Source organism: Achromobacter sp. F4_2707 (genome assembly GCF_047501535.1).
In the GTDB taxonomy this organism is placed as follows: Bacteria; Pseudomonadota; Gammaproteobacteria; order Burkholderiales; family Burkholderiaceae_B; genus Yanghanlia.
In genome coordinates this window covers 57,315-73,778 of sequence record NZ_JAZDRJ010000007.1, presented here as the reverse complement: position 1 = coordinate 73,778, position 16,464 = coordinate 57,315, and the positions used below count along the sequence as shown (strand labels likewise).

Sequence of the window (16,464 nt, the reverse complement as noted above, 5' to 3'; positions counted from 1 at the left end):
CTTCAGTTTCCGATAGAGCGCTTAACGCGGGCAATGTTATTGCAGACGGTCATCATCAAGAAAATCGGGGATCACCGAGACGGCAATGCCTTCATCGGCCAGTTCCGCACGTTCCTCTAAGGTGGCTGTCCCGCGAATGGGGCGCGCCTCGGCGTCGCCATAATGAATCCGGCGGGATTCCTGCGCAAAACTGCTGCCAACATTTTCGGTTTCGCTCAGCACCTTGCGCAGATGACGAATGACTTCAGCCTGCACGCGCGCCAAGTCGGCGCCGGAGGGTTCCTGCAATGCCGCACTGTTGCCTGACGCCCCTTTCACCTGTTGGGTGGCAGCCCCATTAACCGGCCCTTCCAGCCGTTCGCGCTTCAGATGCCCGACATTCAAGCGAGCAGCCGAAACCTTGCGGTTCACATTAGTAGAACTGCAGACAGGGCAAGACAGCAACCCCCTGCTTTTCTGGGATTCATAAGCATCTGCCGACGCGAACCAGCCTTCAAAAACGTGGCTATGTTCGCATTGAAGATCGAATACTTTCAGTGACATGACTTATAGATGGGGCCGGGCCCGCCCGATGCAAGCCCTGCAACCATTCTCCTACAGGCGGGGCACGGCGGCAAGCAGCGCTTGGGTCTGTGGGTGCTTGGGAGAACTCAGCACCTCACGCGCGCCCCCCTCTTCAACAATGCGGCCTTCATGCATGATGGCAATGCGGTCGGCCATATACTCCACCACACCGAAATTATGGGTGATGAACAGGCAGGCCAGTTTAAGGGAATCTTGCAAGGCGTGCAGAAGATCGAGAATTTGCGCCTGAACGGACACATCCAAAGCCGAGGTCGGCTCATCGCAGATTAGTACCGTCGGTTCGACTGCCAAGGCCCGTGCGATGGCAATTCGCTGGCGCTGTCCGCCGGAAAACTCATGCGGGTATCGCCGTATGGCATCGGCGGGTAACCCCACCTGTTCCAGCAAAAGCGCCGCACGTTCCTCTCGGTCAGCGCGCGACCATTCAGAACGCAGCGCCGCCATGCCTTCGCCCAGGATTTCACCAATGGGCATGCGCGGATCCAGCGATGCGTAAGGGTCTTGAAAGACGATCTGCACATGGCGTCGCATGCGCTTCAAAGTACCGCCGCGTGCGCCTAGAAGATTCTCGCCGTGCAACAAGGCCTGCCCGCCAACAGCCGCCTGCCCTTGCAGCAACCCTAATAGCGCCTTGGCCGCAGTCGTCTTGCCACACCCCGAGCCGCCCAGCAAAGCCAGCGTCTCTCCGGCCCGCAAGGAAAAGCTAATGCCTTTAAGCACTTCCACGCCTTGGGCGCCGCGCAAAAGCGAACGTCGTTTTACATAGCGCACAGTCAAATCGTTGACCTGTAGCACGGGTTCGCCTTCTGCCTTCACAATTGGCCGCTTGCGCCGCTCCATTGATGGGATCGCCGCCAGCAGCTCACGCGCATAGGGATGACGCGGATCACTGAAAAAACCCTTGGCATCGCGCACTTCCACAATCTGGCCATAGCGCATCAGCGCCACATGCCGCGCGACCTTCTTCACCACCGCCAGATCGTGAGTGATGAGCAGAATCGCCAGCCCAAGCTCGCCCTGAATATCGGCCAGCAGCTCAAGAATCTGGTTCTGGACGGTGACATCCAATGCCGTGGTGGGCTCGTCGGCAATCAACAGACGCGGCTCAGCAGCTAAAGCCATGGCAATCATGATGCGCTGCTTCTGCCCGCCCGAGAACTGAAAGGGGTAGTCATCCAACCGACGCTCAGGCTCAGGAATGCCCACTCTGTCCAACCATTGGACGGCTCGCGCGCGCAAGGCGGCGCCCCGGTAATCCGTGTGCAGTCGCAGGATTTCTTCCAACTGCTTGCCAATGGTGAGCACCGGGTTGAGACAGGTCGACGGCTCCTGGAAAATCATGCCCACCTGACCGCCACGTATGCGCCGCATATCGCGCTCGGGCAAGCGGGTCAGGTCAACCTCACCCAGCCTGACATGGCCGGCCTTCATTCCAGCCGCGTCGGGCAATAAGCGCAGCAGCGCCAGGGCTGTCATGCTTTTGCCGCTGCCCGACTCGCCAACCAAGGCGAATGTCTCTCCGGCAGTTATCGCGAGACTCAGTGCGGAAACCGCTAGCTTCAGCCCCTCTTCCGACTCAACTCCTACGCTCAGACCATCGATGTCCAAGACCGTATTCCCGGCCCGACCTGCGTCATCGCGCAATGCCGCTTCCGTATCGTGGCCCACCGTCATTGCGCCCTCCCTTTACCCTGTTCAACCGTCGCTGCAACGGTTGCACTGCCACCCGCATCCGCAGCCACCAGGCGTGACCGGCCCAAACGCCGCGGCCTGACATGGCGCATGCGCGGATCGAACGCATCTTGCACCGCATCTGCAAAGATGTTGGCCGACAGCACCAGTGTCAGCAGAAAGATAAACGCGGCAGAAAGGTTCCACCAGATCATGGGGTCGCGGGACATTTCGGTGCGTGCTGCGTCGATCATGGTGCCGTAGGAGGGTGTGCTGGGGTCCACCCCAATGCCAAGGTAGGAAAGCACCGCTTCATAAAGCACCAACCCAGAAAACTGCAACACCATCGTAATCAGCACGATATGCATCACATTAGGCAGCAAGTGGCGGCGCATGATGGTCCAGTGGCTGACACCAAATGCGCGCGCCGCCTGCACGTACTCCAGTTCACGCAACTTGAGAGTTTCCGCTCGCAACAGACGGCACAGCCCGGCCCAGCCTGTCAGCCCAAGAATCAGACACAACAGGAACAGGCGCAAATCGGCGCGTGCAGCCACCGTATCGAATAATTCGGGGTTGTTGTCGATATAGACCTGCATCATCAGCACGCACGCCGCCACCAGCAGCACACCCGGAATAGAGGTAAGCGTGGTGTAGATATACTGCACGATGTCATCGACCTTGCCCTTGAAATACCCGGCAGTAATGCCGAACAGGATGGCGGGCGGCAGCATGGCGAACACTGTCAGCAGACCGATAACCAGTGCGGTGCGCACGCTTTTGATAGACAACCACAACACATCGTTGCCGGTGCGATCGGTGCCCAGCACATGGTAGTCTGCGGCCAAACTCAACATGACGCCGGCCAGCATAAAAATGCAGCTTGCCGTCAGCCAGAACGCCCGCCAGGGGATGTCAGACTCTCGCCACCACCACTGCCGGCCCGCCACCCAGCCACCGCGCCGGCGCCCATGCCACCCACTTAGCACGGCTCCAAGCACCAAGCCGGCAACGGCACCCGCCGCCAACCCCAGCAGAACCCGCCGCACAATGTCGGCACCCCGGTGGCTGTCGTCGGCCAACTGTACGCCCGCATACTGCAGGCGCGGGTAGTCTCGCACCACTTCACCGTCCACCAGCCAAGACTCCTTGGTGAACTGATGCAAGGCTAAGGGTGCGGAATAAGTGCGTTCCCGCTTGGGTAGCTGAGTCAGGTCAAGCAGAGCATCCAGGGCTGAACGGGTGATGGGCGAGTGCACCACTTCCTGTTCGCTCGCCCCTGGTGCCGGCGGCAGCACAGGCCGATAGTGGATGGAATCCAGTAGGCCAATCAGCGCAAAGCAGGCCAGCACCACTCCCGCAGCCATGGCCGATGGTCGCCGGAACACTTGCCGCCACCCCGCCGCCATCGTCGGTTGCGAACGCAGGCGCCACACCTGGAAAAACACGCCCAATACAGTCAAAAAAACAAAGGCATCGGTCCAGAGAAGCACGAATTTAGGCATGGTGTCACTCGAATCGGATGCGTGGGTCGGCCAACGTGTACGACACATCAGCCAGAATCAGCCCAACGATATACAGGGCGGAACCCAAGAAAACCATGGCCCGCACGATGGAGAAGTCCTGAGCGTTGATCGCGTCGATGGTGTAGCTGCCCAAGCCGGGAATCCCGAAGAACGATTCCGCGATCAGGCTGCCCATAAACAGCAAAGGTATCGCCGAAACCGTTCCCGTCAGAATGGGCAGCATGGCATTACGCAACACATGGCGAAACAGCACCACTCTCTCTGCCAGCCCCTTGGCGCGCGCCGTGCGCACGTAGTCCTTGCCGCTTTCTTCAAGGAACAGGCTGCGATAGAAGCGGGCTTCCGCCCCCAGCCCGGAAATCACCCCTATCAGCACAGGCAAAGCCAGAAACCGTAAGCTGCCCCAACCTTCCACATAGCCGGAATACGGCACCCACTTCAGAATTTTTGCAAACAACCATTGGCCTGCAATGATGTAGAACAGGCTGGAAATCGATAGCAACACCACACACAGCACTACCCCTGCGAAGTCCAGCCGGGTTCCCTTGAAATACACCAACAGCAGTGAAAACGAAACACTGACCAACAACCCCAGCGCGAAGGTGGGCAGCGCCAGCATCAGGCTGGGCATCATGCGGCTGCGTATTTCCTGGCCGATGTCCCGCCCCCCATCTGAAAAGCCAAAATCAAAGCGCAGCAACGGCACAGAACGGTCGTAGAAAATCGTTTCCTTGAACCGATCCGCACCGTCGGCTGCCTGGTTGTAAAACAGCGGTTTGTCGTAGCCACGCTGTACTTTCCACCGATCAATGGCTTCCTGACTCACCCGCTGCCCACCAATGGCCAGCCGCGCCATGTCATCCGGGGTATTCACAGCAAAAAACAGTACAAACGTCAGAAGATTGACGCCAAGCAGAATGAGCGCACCGTAGAGCAGGCGCCGGAAAATATAGGCAATCATGTGAGGGGAATCTCCGTACTGCGAGCCGGTTCGTCCGCCACGACCGCCGCCTCACGGCGGCGCACCTGGCGCCAAGCCAGCCACACGCCCGCCAGCACGCCAGCTAAAACCAGCAGCAACGGCCACCACACGGGCCGGTTCCATTTCTGCACGTTTTCTGCCCGCAAGGCCGGATCGAGGCGGTAATACTGCAGGGTATTGCGCACCATTTGTGACGGCTTGGCGTTACCCACCCAAGCTTGGTAGGCGCCCCCGGAGGCGGGGTAATAGCCAAACATCCAGGGCGCGTCATGCTGCACAATTTCTACCATGCGGTGCACCAACGCTTCTTTCTGCGGGCCATCGTCCAGGAAACGCATTTCCTCAAACAAACGGTCGAATTCCTCATTGCGATAGTTGGAGGCGTTTTCTCCCCCTCCCTGCGCTTTGGCATTCGGCCCGTAAAGCAGAAAGAGGAAGTTCTCAGCGTCCGGGTAATCGGCCACCCAGCCCCACATAAACATCTGGGCACTGCCGTTGCGCATTTTGTCCTGGAACCGGTTGTAATCGGTGGCCCGTACTTCCAACTGGATGTTGAGTGCAGCCAGTTGGCGGCGCATCCAGTCCAGCATGGGGCTGGAACCCATGCCCCCGGCGGAATCAAAGTGCAAGATCAGAGGGCGGCCTGTTTCCGCATCGCGCCCACCCGGGTAGCCTGCTTCGGCCAGCAGTTGCCGGGCGTCGTCCAGCGAACGACGTTTGGGCCTGCCATCTTCCATGGTATAGACCTGGGTGTTCACACCTTCGGGCAGGGGTTGATGCCCCAAAACTCCAGGCGGCACCGGCCCGTGGGCAGGCGTGCCCTGGTCGTTCAGAAATATGGCGATGAACTGTTCCCAGTCAAAGGCAATACTTAGCGCCTGGCGCAGTTTGCGGTTGCGTTCCTGCTGCTCAGGTGTATCGCCCTGCCCCACAACCGGGTCCATCCAATTGAACCCCAAGTAGAACACTTGCGCTTCGGTGGTGGTGTGAATCTGAATGCCGTGATCGGCATAGAGCGCGGCTTTTTCCGCTGAGTCGGATGCTGCCACCTGCATGGCGGCGCCATAATCGCCGCGCCCGACTTCCGGGATATCGTAATAGCCCTGAATGAATTTACCCATCAGCGGCACGCTTTCTTTTTCCAGGTGGAACACCACTCTATCCACGAACGGCGTCATTTGCCCGCAATCGGCCAGCAGCCCGGCCTCTTTGTCACCAGGCTCACCTTCGCATGGGTAAGGCTCTCCGCGGAAATTCGGGTTGCGCTCCAAAACATGGCGACGGTTAATAATGGATTCGACCATCATGTAGGGCCCTGTGCCTACCGGCCACGTGTTTAACGACAACCCATGTTCGGCCATGCCGGGTTGGCTGTAAAAACGGTCGGCCTCCCAGGGAATCGGCGCCGTGAACGTCATGGCCAGCCAATAGCGGAACTGTGGGTACTTGCCGATCACCCGTATGCGCAAGGTATGCGGGTCAATCGCTTCCACGCCTTCAAAGCCGTGCTCGCGCAAATCGAGCCAGAGTCGCTGGCCGGCCGGCGTGTCCGGGTCGGCGGCATCAAGCGCTTTAAGGCGCTCGCCATATTCACGCATGCCCACTACGTGTTCGGCCATCACCCCGAAAATCGGCGACACCACGCGTGGGCTGGCCAGACGCCGGAACGCATACACATAATCGTCGGCCACCAACTCGCGGGTACCTGTTTCAGGAAAGTCGGTAATGGCATATCGCCCTTTGATCTCTTCAGGCTGTAGTGGCCAGTACAACGCACGGCCTTCGGCATCTTGAGCGAAAGCCGGGTGCGGCTGATACATGATGCCGGGCCGGATCGGCACATCGTATACGCTGACCGCCACCTCCTCACCCGCTACATCGGGGGGCAGCTCACGGCCATCCTTGTCGTAATAAACAGGCTGCGCGACTTCGACCGCGGCCTTGGGTATCAGCTGATATGGCCGCTTCAGGTAGTCGTAGGCGTACAGCGGCTCGTAAATGGAATAGGTAAAAGGCGTTTCATCCGTGGAATACGAACTGGCCGGGTCTAGATACTTAGGCGAACGTTGAGTGAAAGCGGTATGCAACACGTTACGCGCTGCATCCTCGCGGGGGTAAGGGCTATTCACGGGTTCGTTACTACATGCCGCAACCCACAGCACCAAGCTGACAGCCAATAGCCTCATCAGCCCTCGCGCCACACCTGCCCGATTGCCGCCCGACTTAACCATCCCTTTTCTGAGCATCATTACCCGGTTCATGCCTGCTTTCGGCCCTGTATCAACATTTTTTATTTGTCTGCCCGCAGCATGATAATGCATGCGCTTGTTTGCCTTACGAAAAGGCGGGCGCCCAGGCCCGTTGCAGCACGCTATCGAGCGCCGCAGGCGAAGCCATCATGCCCGGCACCGAAAGATTATCGCCCCCCAGGCGCGACGCGATAAACGTATCGGCCACGGGTTGCGGCGCGTGGCCGCGCAACAAAGCCGCTTGAACCAGCAAAACCAACGTGCCGGCCACATTGCGAGCCACCGCTTCCCGCTCCGGCGCAGGGCGCGACAGGTGTTCAACCAGCGCCTGCAACCGAGAATCCGCCAGAGCCTCACCTTGCAGGCTGTCGCGCAGCCAGCCCAACAAAGCCTCCCACCAATCAGGGTGCCGCTGAACGGCCCGCAACACATCCAGGCACATCACATTGCCCGACCCTTCCCACAAGGAGTTCACGGGCGCTTCACGATACAGCCTGGGCAAGATATGGCTTTCTATATAGCCATTTCCACCTAAGGCTTCCAGCGCTTCGGCCACGACTGGAATGGCCCTTTTACACACCCAGAACTTGGCAGCAGGCGTCACGATTCGGGCCAGGGCATCATCCAGCGGCCCCGTTCTGGCAGCCACCGCTCGCGCCAAACGCATGGCCAGCGCCACCGCCGCCTCGACTTCCAGTGCAAGATCCATGAGCACCGCCCGCATCAGAGGCTGCTGCAGCAAGGGCCGCCCGAATGCCACCCGGTGCTGCGCATGGTGCATGGCCTGCACTAAGGCGGCTCGCATCAAAGCCGTGCTGCCCAACACGCAATCAAGGCGGGTGTAGCCCGCCATCTCCACCAGGGTGGCAATGCCTCGCCCCGGTTCGCCCACCAGCACGCCCTCGGCATCCTGAAACTCCACTTCAGCACTGGCGTTGGAGCGATTACCAAGCTTGTCCTTCAGTTGCATGAGCCACACCGCATTGCGGCGCCCATCCGGCAACCAGCGGGGCACATAAAAGCATGTGGGTTCGCCTTCAAGCAAAGCCAGTACCAGGTGGGCGTCCGCAGTCGGTACAGAAAAAAACCATTTGTGCCCAACCAGCCGGAACACACCTTCCTCACCTTGCACAGGCGTAGCCAGAGTCGTCGCACGCCGCAGATCGGAACCGCCCTGTTTTTCTGTCAGGCCCATGCCGACCAACATACCCCGCTTATCGGCCAAAGGCGTATCGCGTTCGTCGTAGGTGTGTGAAAACAGCAGGGGGCTCAGCTCACTGAACCATGGCTGGCGCGACAGGATTGGAATGGCCGCCGACGTCATGGTCAGCGGGCACAGCGTGCCCATTTCAATTTGGCCGTGCAGTAGAAAGGCCGCCGCCCGCGCCACCGAAGCAGGCTGATGCAGGCCCTGCCCGACGCCAAAGGCCAGGAAGGCATGCCAACCAGGGTCAAAATCTACGCTATCGATGCGGTGGCCCTGACGATCGAAAGGCCGGGCCTGCGGTGGGTAGCGATCCGCTCGGGCCGCCAGTGCGATAATAGGCGCTTGGCCTAATTCGCCGCCATACGCCGACAATGTCTGAGCGGACTTGCCTGCGCCTTCACGCACAACCGCTTCCTGCAGCACGGTGTCAACGGCGTACAAGTTGTAATCGACCAGGTCGGGAACCTGGTTGGTGACTTCGTGAGTATTCCATCCCATGGCATACCTCGTGTCCGTACTTCATACTAACTGAAGGAAAACCCGCTTGAAAACCCGTACTATCGTCATCGCCGCGTCGTTGTTACTTATGCTGGGCGTCGGCACCGGCGCATTTGGCGCCCATGGCTTGCGGGCCCATGTCGGTCCCAATATGCTAGCCGTTTGGCAAACCGCCGTGCTTTATCAGATGTTTCATGCCCTAGGGCTTCTAGGCCTGGCGGCACTGCGTCCACGCTTGCATGGCAAGCTGGCGTCGGCGGCCGTCGTGTTTTTACTGCTTGGCATCCTGATCTTCAGTGGCAGCTTGTATACACTGGTGTTAAGCGGCATACGCATGGTAGGGGCAATCACGCCCATTGGCGGCGTAAGCTTTATGATCGGGTGGCTGCTACTGGCACTGGCGGCAGCACGCGGCCAGTGGGATACTGTCAGCTAAGTTGCCAAAAGCGGCTCAGCCCGCCGCTTTTTCTTGTTGGGAGACACCATGTGGCATGAGTATCCTGACCCATCGTCCTGCATAGATGCCTTGGTTGAAGACATCGCCCAGCGTATCCGGCAAGGCCTGCACACTGCTGAATCCTTCACCCTGGCGGTTTCCGGGGGGCGCACCCCCATCCCTGTGTTCGACAGGCTGGCGGAAATCGAACTGGAATGGCATCGGGTGCGAGTGCGTTTGGTAGACGAACGTTACGTCCCGGCCTCCCATCCTGACAGCAATGAAAGCTTAGTTCGCCAACACCTGCTAACCGGTGCTGCCAGCAAGGCTGAATTCCAGGGCCTTCACCAGGCCGGCGCCACAATTGAAACCGCGGTGGCGGCTGCCAACGCCGACGCTCAGCCCATCGACTTAGCCTTGTTGGGTATGGGCGAAGACGGCCACATGGCGTCGATTTTCCCCGACGCGCCACAACTTGATGCTGCGCTGGCCGCCGATGCGGCCTGCTATTTGCATGTCACGCCTACGCAGGCGTCGCACGAGCGTATTTCTCTCAGCCTAGCGGCCCTGCGCGCCTGCCGGCACACCATTCTCCACATTACTGGAATCAAGAAACGAGACATTCTGCTAGAAGCCCAACGTCAAATCGACCGGCGCCTTCCTATCAGTTTTCTTGCCGCAGAACAGAGAGCGTCCTTCCATGTCTATTGGCACCCATGAGCACACAGTCAGAGTTGTTGGCGATATCGGCGGCACACACATCCGCTTCGCCGTGAGTCGGGGCGTACAAGATATCAGCCGCATATGGGTCAAACGTACGGTTGATTACCACGACCTCGAAACCCCGCTGCGCGAATTCCTTTCTCAAGAAGGGCTGGAGGGCATCAAGACCGCCGTAATCGGCATCGCCAACCCTGTTTCGGGCGACCACATCAGCATGACCAACGCGCAATGGTCTTTTTCTACAGAAGCCACTCGCAAGGCGCTTAAGCTAGAACGCCTGGTTCTGCTAAACGATTTTTCCGCCCTGGCGCTCGCCCTGCCCCACTTGCCTTCCGATGAACTCGAACTCATCGGTAGCGGCCAGCCCGTGCGTGGCACCCCCATAGGGCTGCTGGGCCCGGGCACCGGGTTGGGTGTTTCGGGCCTGATCCCCACCAGCGAAGGCAAATGGGTGGCACTGGCCGGTGAAGGCGGCCACACGAGCTTTTCGCCCTGCGACGAAACCGAAACTTGGCTATGGGAACAGGCACGCGAGATTTACGGCCATGTTTCCACAGAACGGTTTTTATCCGGCGCCGGGCTGCAACTGATCTACCAATGCCTTACACGGCAAGAGGGCCAGCCGCAGGAAGACCTCGCCCCCTGGGACATCACCGCCCGAGCACTGGAGCAATCCTGCTCGCTCAGCCTGCGCACCCTCGATATTTTTTGCGCCATTCTGGGCACGGCGGCGGCCAACCTGGCACTGACTCTGGGTGCTCGCGGCGGCATCTTCCTGGGTGGCGGCATTGTGCCCAAACTGGGCGAATACTTTTCCCGTTCGCCGTTCCATGCCCGCTTCCGCGACAAAGGCCGGTTCGGCGACTACCTCGCCGCCATTCCTGTACATGTCATCCGCAGCCCTTACCCCGGCCTGGTGGGAGCCGCCGCCCACCTGGTACCGCAGGGCGGTCTAACATGATGCTGCCCCTGCCTCGCCGCTTCTATCAGCGGCCTGCCACTGAAGTAGCGCGCGACCTCCTTGGCAAGTTGCTGGTACACCGCACAGATCTGGGCTTGTGCATGGGCCGCATCGTCGAAGTGGAGGCCTACCTGGGGCGCCAGGATCTTGCCGCGCATTCCTCCAAAGGAGTCACCCCTCGTACCCAAGTCATGTTTGGCGAAGCCGGGCACGCCTATGTCTACTTAATCTATGGCATGCATCACTGCATGAATGTGGTGACCGGCCCTGCGGCCAGCGGCTCCGCCGTCTTGCTCCGTGCACTGGAACCCGTACAAGGGCTGGAATCCAACACCAGCGGCCCCGGGCGGCTCACCAAGGCCATGGGAATAGACAAAAGCCTTTATGGCGCCGACCTTTGCCAACCTGACAGCCCCTTGTTTCTGGCGGATGATGGCTACACGCCAACATCCGTTCTGACATCACCACGCATAGGCGTGCACTACGCCGGCGCTTGGGCGGACAAGCCGCTTCGCTATTATGTAGAAGGCTCCGCATGGGTCTCGCGTGTGCCGAAGCCGCGAGTCAAAAATAAGAATTTTTCTCAATCGCCTGCACAAGTTTCAAATTCAGTGTAGAATTCGCGTCTTTCATGGCTAACACGCCATGTGAACTCATGGTTTTTCTGAGGCGCTAACGCACTTCGGAAATGAGCAAAGCAACTTGTTTTACCGCCACAGCGCAAACGACTTGCACCGCTTTTAAAAATCATGTTATAGTTCATTTCTCAGCGGCTGTAGCTCAGTTGGATAGAGTACTTGGCTACGAACCAAGGGGTCGTGGGTTCGAATCCTGCCAGCCGCGCCATACAAATCAAGGGGTTAGCTCACAAACGGGCTAACCCCTTGTGCTTTTGTGCGGCCTTCTCATAGCTGATCGATTACGCTGAATACCGCCCACACGAATCGCTAGGCTGCGTCCCGCCAGTGAAATTCATACCTCGGTATAGCCTAAGCGTCGAATCCCTATCAGCCAATGTCTACTTGGCGGGGGTGGTTACGCCTTCGTGTCAATTCTCCTGACCGTGTGCCAACGCCGTTCATTCCTACTATGACAAAGAAATTCCTGGAGTTCCAGGGTTCCGGGTCCAAATCAGCTTGCCATTGAGCGGATCGCAACCCATCCCTCTGTCCAGCAAACCAGAACGAATAGCGCTAGCCGCCTTACCAGACAACCCGTAGCGATGCGAAACCGCAATTAGGGTAATCGAAATGAAAGCCTATCTTCATTTTTGAAGCACTTCGCTACGAACCAAGGAGTCGTGGGTTCGAATCCTGCCGGCCGCGCCAAAACTCACTAGTTTTATGAGCTAATTAAGACTGCCCAAACCGATTCCCAAAACATCAATAAGCACATGTCCGCCATGGTTTTAAGGGGTGTGCGCTGCTTACCGCTCTACACTGAAATGCTGTGTCTCCCCATGCCGGTCGGCATATGACATTACCCACGGAGAAGCAGTCATGAGTCAGCCCCCTCACCTTGACCAGGATTCCTCAACCGCTCACGATGTTGCGGATTCACCTTCAAGCAGGCCGGCACCCTGTCCCATCGAAACGACATCCAGTAACGGTGCGGGAATTCCTCAATGGGATCCGCGTTCGGAATCCGTACAGCGCGATCAAATCGCCTCTTACGATGCAATGCGGCAATCTTGCCCGTTGGCGCAAAGCCCGTATGGCTACACCACGGTGTTTCGGCATGCAGACGTTCTGCGCGTGGTTGAAGACCATGAAACCTTCAGTAGTGCGGTTTCCCGTTACCCTTCTGTGCCCAACGGCATGGATCCGCCCGAACACACGCCTTTCCGCCGACTGATAGAGCCGTATTTCGATCAAGCTCATATGGAGGCTTTTGAACCAGAATGCCGCGGAATTGCGGCTGAACTGGTTGCTCAATTACCCCGCCAGGCCGACATCGAGCTGATTAGCGAATTCGCGCAGATCTTTGCTCTGCGCATTCAGTGCGCCTGGCTGGGCTGGCCGGCGGCGCTGCATGAACCTTTGCGCCTGTGGACATTGAAAAACCAGGCAGCCACCATGTCTCGCGACCGCGAGGCTCAGGAAAGCGTGGCTCAGGAGTTCGACCAATATATAAAAGATCTTCTCGCTGCACGGCGTGAAGCGGGCGCTGCCGCCCCCGACGACATCACCACCCATCTGTTACGCAACGATTCCTTGGGCCGCCTGCTGACGGACGAAGAAATCACCAGCATCCTGCGCAACTGGACGGTGGGCGAGCTGGGCACCATTGCAGCATCGGTGGGCATTTTGGTGCATTACCTTGCAGATCACCCCGCTATCCAGCAGCACCTGCGTGACAACCCGGCCGATCTCCCGGCGGCGATTGATGAAATCCTGCGCATTCATGCGCCCCTCATCATGAATCGCCGCATCACCACCCGCGAAATCGAGCTGGCAGGCCACACGCTTCCTGCGGGCACCCGCTTAGCTGTGTTGTGGGCTTCGGCCAACCGCGATGAGGCCGTCTTTGGCGACCCTGATGAATTCCGTCTCGACCGCGACCCGGCGCTCAACCTGCTGTATGGCGCAGGCGTACATGTTTGCCCCGGCGCTCCCTTGGCCCGGCTGGAACTTCTGGCAGTTATGAACGCTTTACTGTCGGGAACCCAGTGGTGGGCGCTGAGCGATGACTCAGCCCCCACCAAGGCCATCTACCCGGGCAGCGGTTTTTCTTCGCTCTTTATCACCCTGCGTTAAGCCTCAGACGGGTTTCAGGCAGGCCTGCGATATGGTTCGCAGCGCTTGCCGCAATCGGCAAAGGTTTCTTCGTGTGCCTTCTTCGGTCATAATCTGGCACATTGAAAATCGGGTGCATAGTCGCTCCCGCAAAATATACAGGAGACTTCCTTTGCCTAAACCCCAACAGATCACCTGCGTAGAGGATTTCCGCAAGCTGGCCGTGCGACGCGTACCCCGTATGTTCTACGACTACGCCGATTCGGGCTCGTGGACGGAAGGCACGTACAGGTCGAATGAAGAAGATTTCCACAAGCTGAAGTTCCGCCAGCGGGTGGCGGTAGACATTGCACAGCGTAACCTGCGCACCACCATGGTGGGTGAGCACGTGGCCATGCCGGTCGCACTGGCACCCACCGGCCTGACGGGCATGCAACACGCAGATGGGGAAATTTTGGCGGCGCGCGCCGCTGAAAAATTCGGTGTGCCTTTCACCTTGTCCACCATGAGCATCTGCTCGATTGAAGACATTGCGGCTCACACCCACAAACCTTTTTGGTTTCAGCTTTACGTGATGCGCGACCGCGACTTCATGGAACGCCTGATCGACCGTGCCAAGGCGGCCAACTGTTCAGCGCTAGTGCTTACGCTCGACCTGCAAGTGTTGGGGCAACGCCATAAGGACATCAAGAACGGCCTGACCACGCCTCCGAAACCCACTCTAGCCAACCTGATTAATCTGGCCACCAAACCACGGTGGTGCCTGAACATGTGGGGCACACACCGCCGCAGCTTCGGCAACATCGTTGGTCACGCTAAAAACGTCACAGATGTCTCGTCGCTGGCTTCCTGGACAGCCGAACAATTCGACCCCAGCCTGAACTGGGCCGACCTGGAATGGATTAAAAAACGCTGGGGCGGCAAGCTGGTGCTCAAGGGCATTATGGAACCGGAAGACGCCCGCCTGGCGGTGGAGTCTGGCGCTGACGCCATTATTATTTCCAACCACGGCGGCCGTCAGTTAGATGGGGCCCCCTCTTCCATCTCGGCCTTGCCCCGAGTCGTACACGCCGTGGGCAAGGACATCGAAGTCTGGGTGGATGGCGGCATCCGTTCGGGCCAGGATGTCCTGCGCGCCACCGCCCTTGGAGCGAAAGGCACCATGATAGGCCGTGCGTTCTTGTATGCCCTGGGTGCAATGGGCGAAGCCGGCGTGCTGCGCTGCCTGGAAATTATCGCCAAGGAACTGGACGTCACCATGGCGTTCTGCGGCCGCACTGACATTCAACAGGTGGATCGCTCCATTTTGTTAAATGGCGATATCTTTGACTGAGTTCGAGCTGCGGCCGCGGCAGTGTAATGGCGCCGCCTGCCATGGTCGCAGGCGCACCCAAGGTTAATCCAGCGGCTGGATCAGCTCCCGCGTCAGGTGGGCGCGGTCCGGCTCGACTTCTCGTAGCGGCTCAACGGCCTGCATGGTGCTTAAGCAACGCTGGGCTAAACGCTGATACATCCGGGTGCCGTAATGTTTGCGGGCGATGCGTTCGTCGCTAACTTCCCCCCGTATGGTGGCAGGAGCCCCCGTTACCAAACTACGGGGCGGAATATCCATGCCCACTTTCACAAAAGCCATGGCCCCAATAATGCTGCCTTCGCCCACCACTGCACCATCCATCACCACGGCATTCATACCGACCAGAACATTACGGCCGATGTGGCAACCGTGAAGCACTGCTGCGTGGCCGATATGGCCATCTTCTTCGACCACGGTATCTTGTCGGTGCGTGCCATGAATGACGCAGGAATCCTGAATGTTGCTGCCCGCCTTCATGATGATGCGGCCAAAATCGCCACGCAGTGATGCCAATGGGCCCACGTATACGCCCGGCCCGATAATGACATCGCCGATCAGCACCGCAGTGGGATGCACAAAAGCAGTGGGATCAACCACCGGTGTAATGCCATCTATGGCATAGACCTTCAGCATGAAAATGTCTCCAGTTATATAGGTATTAAGGTGTGGCGGGCAGCCATGCCGGGCGCGGAGAATCAAGGCGGTGTGTCGCTCCCGGCACTGGCGGAAAACGGTTTGAACCCGACTGCCAATCTTGGTAAGCCTGATTAATGTATTCGCGGCTGTGGGCGACAAAGTTCCACCACATACTAATAGTGGCGGGAAACGGTTCGCCTCCGATCAGCAGACAGCGGGTATCAACTGAGAAGGAGAGATCCAAGGTAGCGCCACCGGGCTCCAGATACACAAACTTGCCATCATTAATGTCTACATTATTGATACTTACATTGCCTTGCAATGGTAAGAGCCCGTATTCGAAATCAGGGCGCAACGGCAGCTCCATGCGGCCTTCTTTATGCGCATGCAAATCTAACCCCACCAGCGGCGTATAGACGCGGGCAGGCGCCTGCTTCCCTTCAAACTCGCCTACCAGCAGCGTGCATTCAATATTTTGGTGCGACCATCTGGGCAGTTCGGGGTAGTGGTTGAAAGCCGGCTCAATATCGGCGTGTTCCTCGGGCAGCGCAATCCAAAGCTGTGCCGCGTGCAGGCGCTCGCCCTGTAATGAGTCCTCGGTGTGGGCAATGCCCCGCCCCGCTGTCATGAGGTTGACCTCACCGGGGCGCACGACTTGTTCGGAACCCAGGCTGTCACGATGCAGGATCTCGCCTTCCATCATCCAGGTGAAGGTCTGCAAACAGGTGTGCGGGTGGGCTTCGACATGCATGCCGGCATTGCCGCGTAACTCTACCGGCCCCAAGTGATCGAGAAAGCACCAGGCACCAATCAGGCGGCGTTCACGCGTGGGCAAGGCTCGCCCAACAGTAAACCCAGCTCCAAGCTCTGCCTTACGTAAGTCAATGAATTGCATGCCCCG

General features: G+C 58.7%; 14 protein-coding genes and 1 tRNA gene. 7 read left to right on the top strand and 8 right to left on the bottom strand.

Going from position 1 to position 16,464, the window contains the following annotated elements; all coding sequences use genetic code 11:
• Nucleotides 1-36: 36 nt before the first annotated feature.
• The 6 genes from VRY85_RS08480 to VRY85_RS08455 all read right to left on the bottom strand — a co-directional run bounded on the left by VRY85_RS08480 (nucleotide 37) and on the right by VRY85_RS08455 (nucleotide 8,718).
• Entirely contained in the window at nucleotides 37-543 is a 507-nt protein-coding gene (locus VRY85_RS08480; protein WP_414598151.1) for a DUF1178 family protein, read from the bottom strand.
• A gap of 51 nt (nucleotides 544-594) precedes the next feature.
• Entirely contained in the window at nucleotides 595-2,259 is a 1,665-nt protein-coding gene (locus tag VRY85_RS08475; RefSeq protein WP_414598150.1) for an ABC transporter ATP-binding protein, read from the bottom strand.
• Nucleotides 2,256-3,761, bottom strand: coding sequence for an ABC transporter permease (locus VRY85_RS08470; protein ID WP_414598149.1), 1,506 nt, complete (start codon nucleotides 3,759-3,761; stop codon nucleotides 2,256-2,258). The genes VRY85_RS08475 and VRY85_RS08470 overlap by 4 nt, the downstream gene beginning before the upstream one ends.
• A gap of 4 nt (nucleotides 3,762-3,765) precedes the next feature.
• The gene (locus tag VRY85_RS08465; RefSeq protein WP_414598148.1) at nucleotides 3,766-4,743 is read right to left on the bottom strand and encodes an ABC transporter permease; all 978 of its coding nucleotides are present in this window, start codon (nucleotides 4,741-4,743) and stop codon (nucleotides 3,766-3,768) included.
• On the bottom strand, nucleotides 4,740-7,010 hold the full coding sequence (locus VRY85_RS08460) for an ABC transporter substrate-binding protein (RefSeq protein WP_414598252.1): 2,271 nt from the start codon (nucleotides 7,008-7,010) through the stop codon (nucleotides 4,740-4,742). The genes VRY85_RS08465 and VRY85_RS08460 overlap by 4 nt, the downstream gene beginning before the upstream one ends.
• 88 nt (nucleotides 7,011-7,098) lie before the next feature.
• Nucleotides 7,099-8,718, bottom strand: coding sequence for an acyl-CoA dehydrogenase family protein (locus VRY85_RS08455; RefSeq protein WP_414598147.1), 1,620 nt, complete (start codon nucleotides 8,716-8,718; stop codon nucleotides 7,099-7,101).
• 46 nt (nucleotides 8,719-8,764) lie between these two features.
• Here VRY85_RS08455 and VRY85_RS08450 point away from each other — a divergent pair, with 46 nt between their 5' ends.
• The 7 genes from VRY85_RS08450 to VRY85_RS08420 all read left to right on the top strand — a co-directional run bounded on the left by VRY85_RS08450 (nucleotide 8,765) and on the right by VRY85_RS08420 (nucleotide 14,906).
• Nucleotides 8,765-9,154: a DUF423 domain-containing protein gene (locus VRY85_RS08450; protein ID WP_414598146.1), complete on the top strand. Its 390-nt coding sequence runs from the start codon at nucleotides 8,765-8,767 to the stop codon at nucleotides 9,152-9,154.
• Between the two features lie 48 nt (nucleotides 9,155-9,202).
• Nucleotides 9,203-9,874: a 6-phosphogluconolactonase gene (gene pgl / locus VRY85_RS08445; protein ID WP_414598145.1), complete on the top strand. Its 672-nt coding sequence runs from the start codon at nucleotides 9,203-9,205 to the stop codon at nucleotides 9,872-9,874.
• Complete coding sequence (locus VRY85_RS08440) at nucleotides 9,855-10,838, top strand: glucokinase (RefSeq protein WP_414598144.1); 984 nt, start codon at nucleotides 9,855-9,857, stop codon at nucleotides 10,836-10,838. The genes pgl and VRY85_RS08440 overlap by 20 nt, the downstream gene beginning before the upstream one ends.
• Nucleotides 10,838-11,455 carry a DNA-3-methyladenine glycosylase gene (locus VRY85_RS08435; protein ID WP_414598251.1) on the top strand — a complete coding sequence of 206 codons (618 nt, stop codon included), beginning with the start codon at nucleotides 10,838-10,840 and terminating at the stop codon, nucleotides 11,453-11,455. Before VRY85_RS08440 ends, VRY85_RS08435 begins: the two co-directional genes overlap by 1 nt.
• Before the next feature lie 152 nt (nucleotides 11,456-11,607).
• Nucleotides 11,608-11,684: transfer RNA gene (locus VRY85_RS08430), tRNA-Arg, on the top strand.
• 653 nt (nucleotides 11,685-12,337) lie between these two features.
• Nucleotides 12,338-13,594, top strand: coding sequence for a cytochrome P450 (locus VRY85_RS08425; RefSeq protein ID WP_414598143.1), 1,257 nt, complete (start codon nucleotides 12,338-12,340; stop codon nucleotides 13,592-13,594).
• A 151-nt stretch (nucleotides 13,595-13,745) separates the two neighbouring features.
• Nucleotides 13,746-14,906, top strand: coding sequence for an L-lactate dehydrogenase (locus tag VRY85_RS08420; protein ID WP_414598142.1), 1,161 nt, complete (start codon nucleotides 13,746-13,748; stop codon nucleotides 14,904-14,906).
• A gap of 63 nt (nucleotides 14,907-14,969) precedes the next feature.
• Here the strand turns inward: VRY85_RS08420 and VRY85_RS08415 are convergent, their stop codons facing one another.
• Both VRY85_RS08415 and VRY85_RS08410 read right to left on the bottom strand, forming a co-directional pair.
• Nucleotides 14,970-15,560: a phenylacetic acid degradation protein PaaY gene (locus tag VRY85_RS08415; protein ID WP_414598141.1), complete on the bottom strand. Its 591-nt coding sequence runs from the start codon at nucleotides 15,558-15,560 to the stop codon at nucleotides 14,970-14,972.
• A gap of 25 nt (nucleotides 15,561-15,585) precedes the next feature.
• On the bottom strand, nucleotides 15,586-16,458 hold the full coding sequence (locus tag VRY85_RS08410) for a pirin family protein (RefSeq protein WP_414598140.1): 873 nt from the start codon (nucleotides 16,456-16,458) through the stop codon (nucleotides 15,586-15,588).
• Nucleotides 16,459-16,464: the final 6 nt, after the last annotated feature.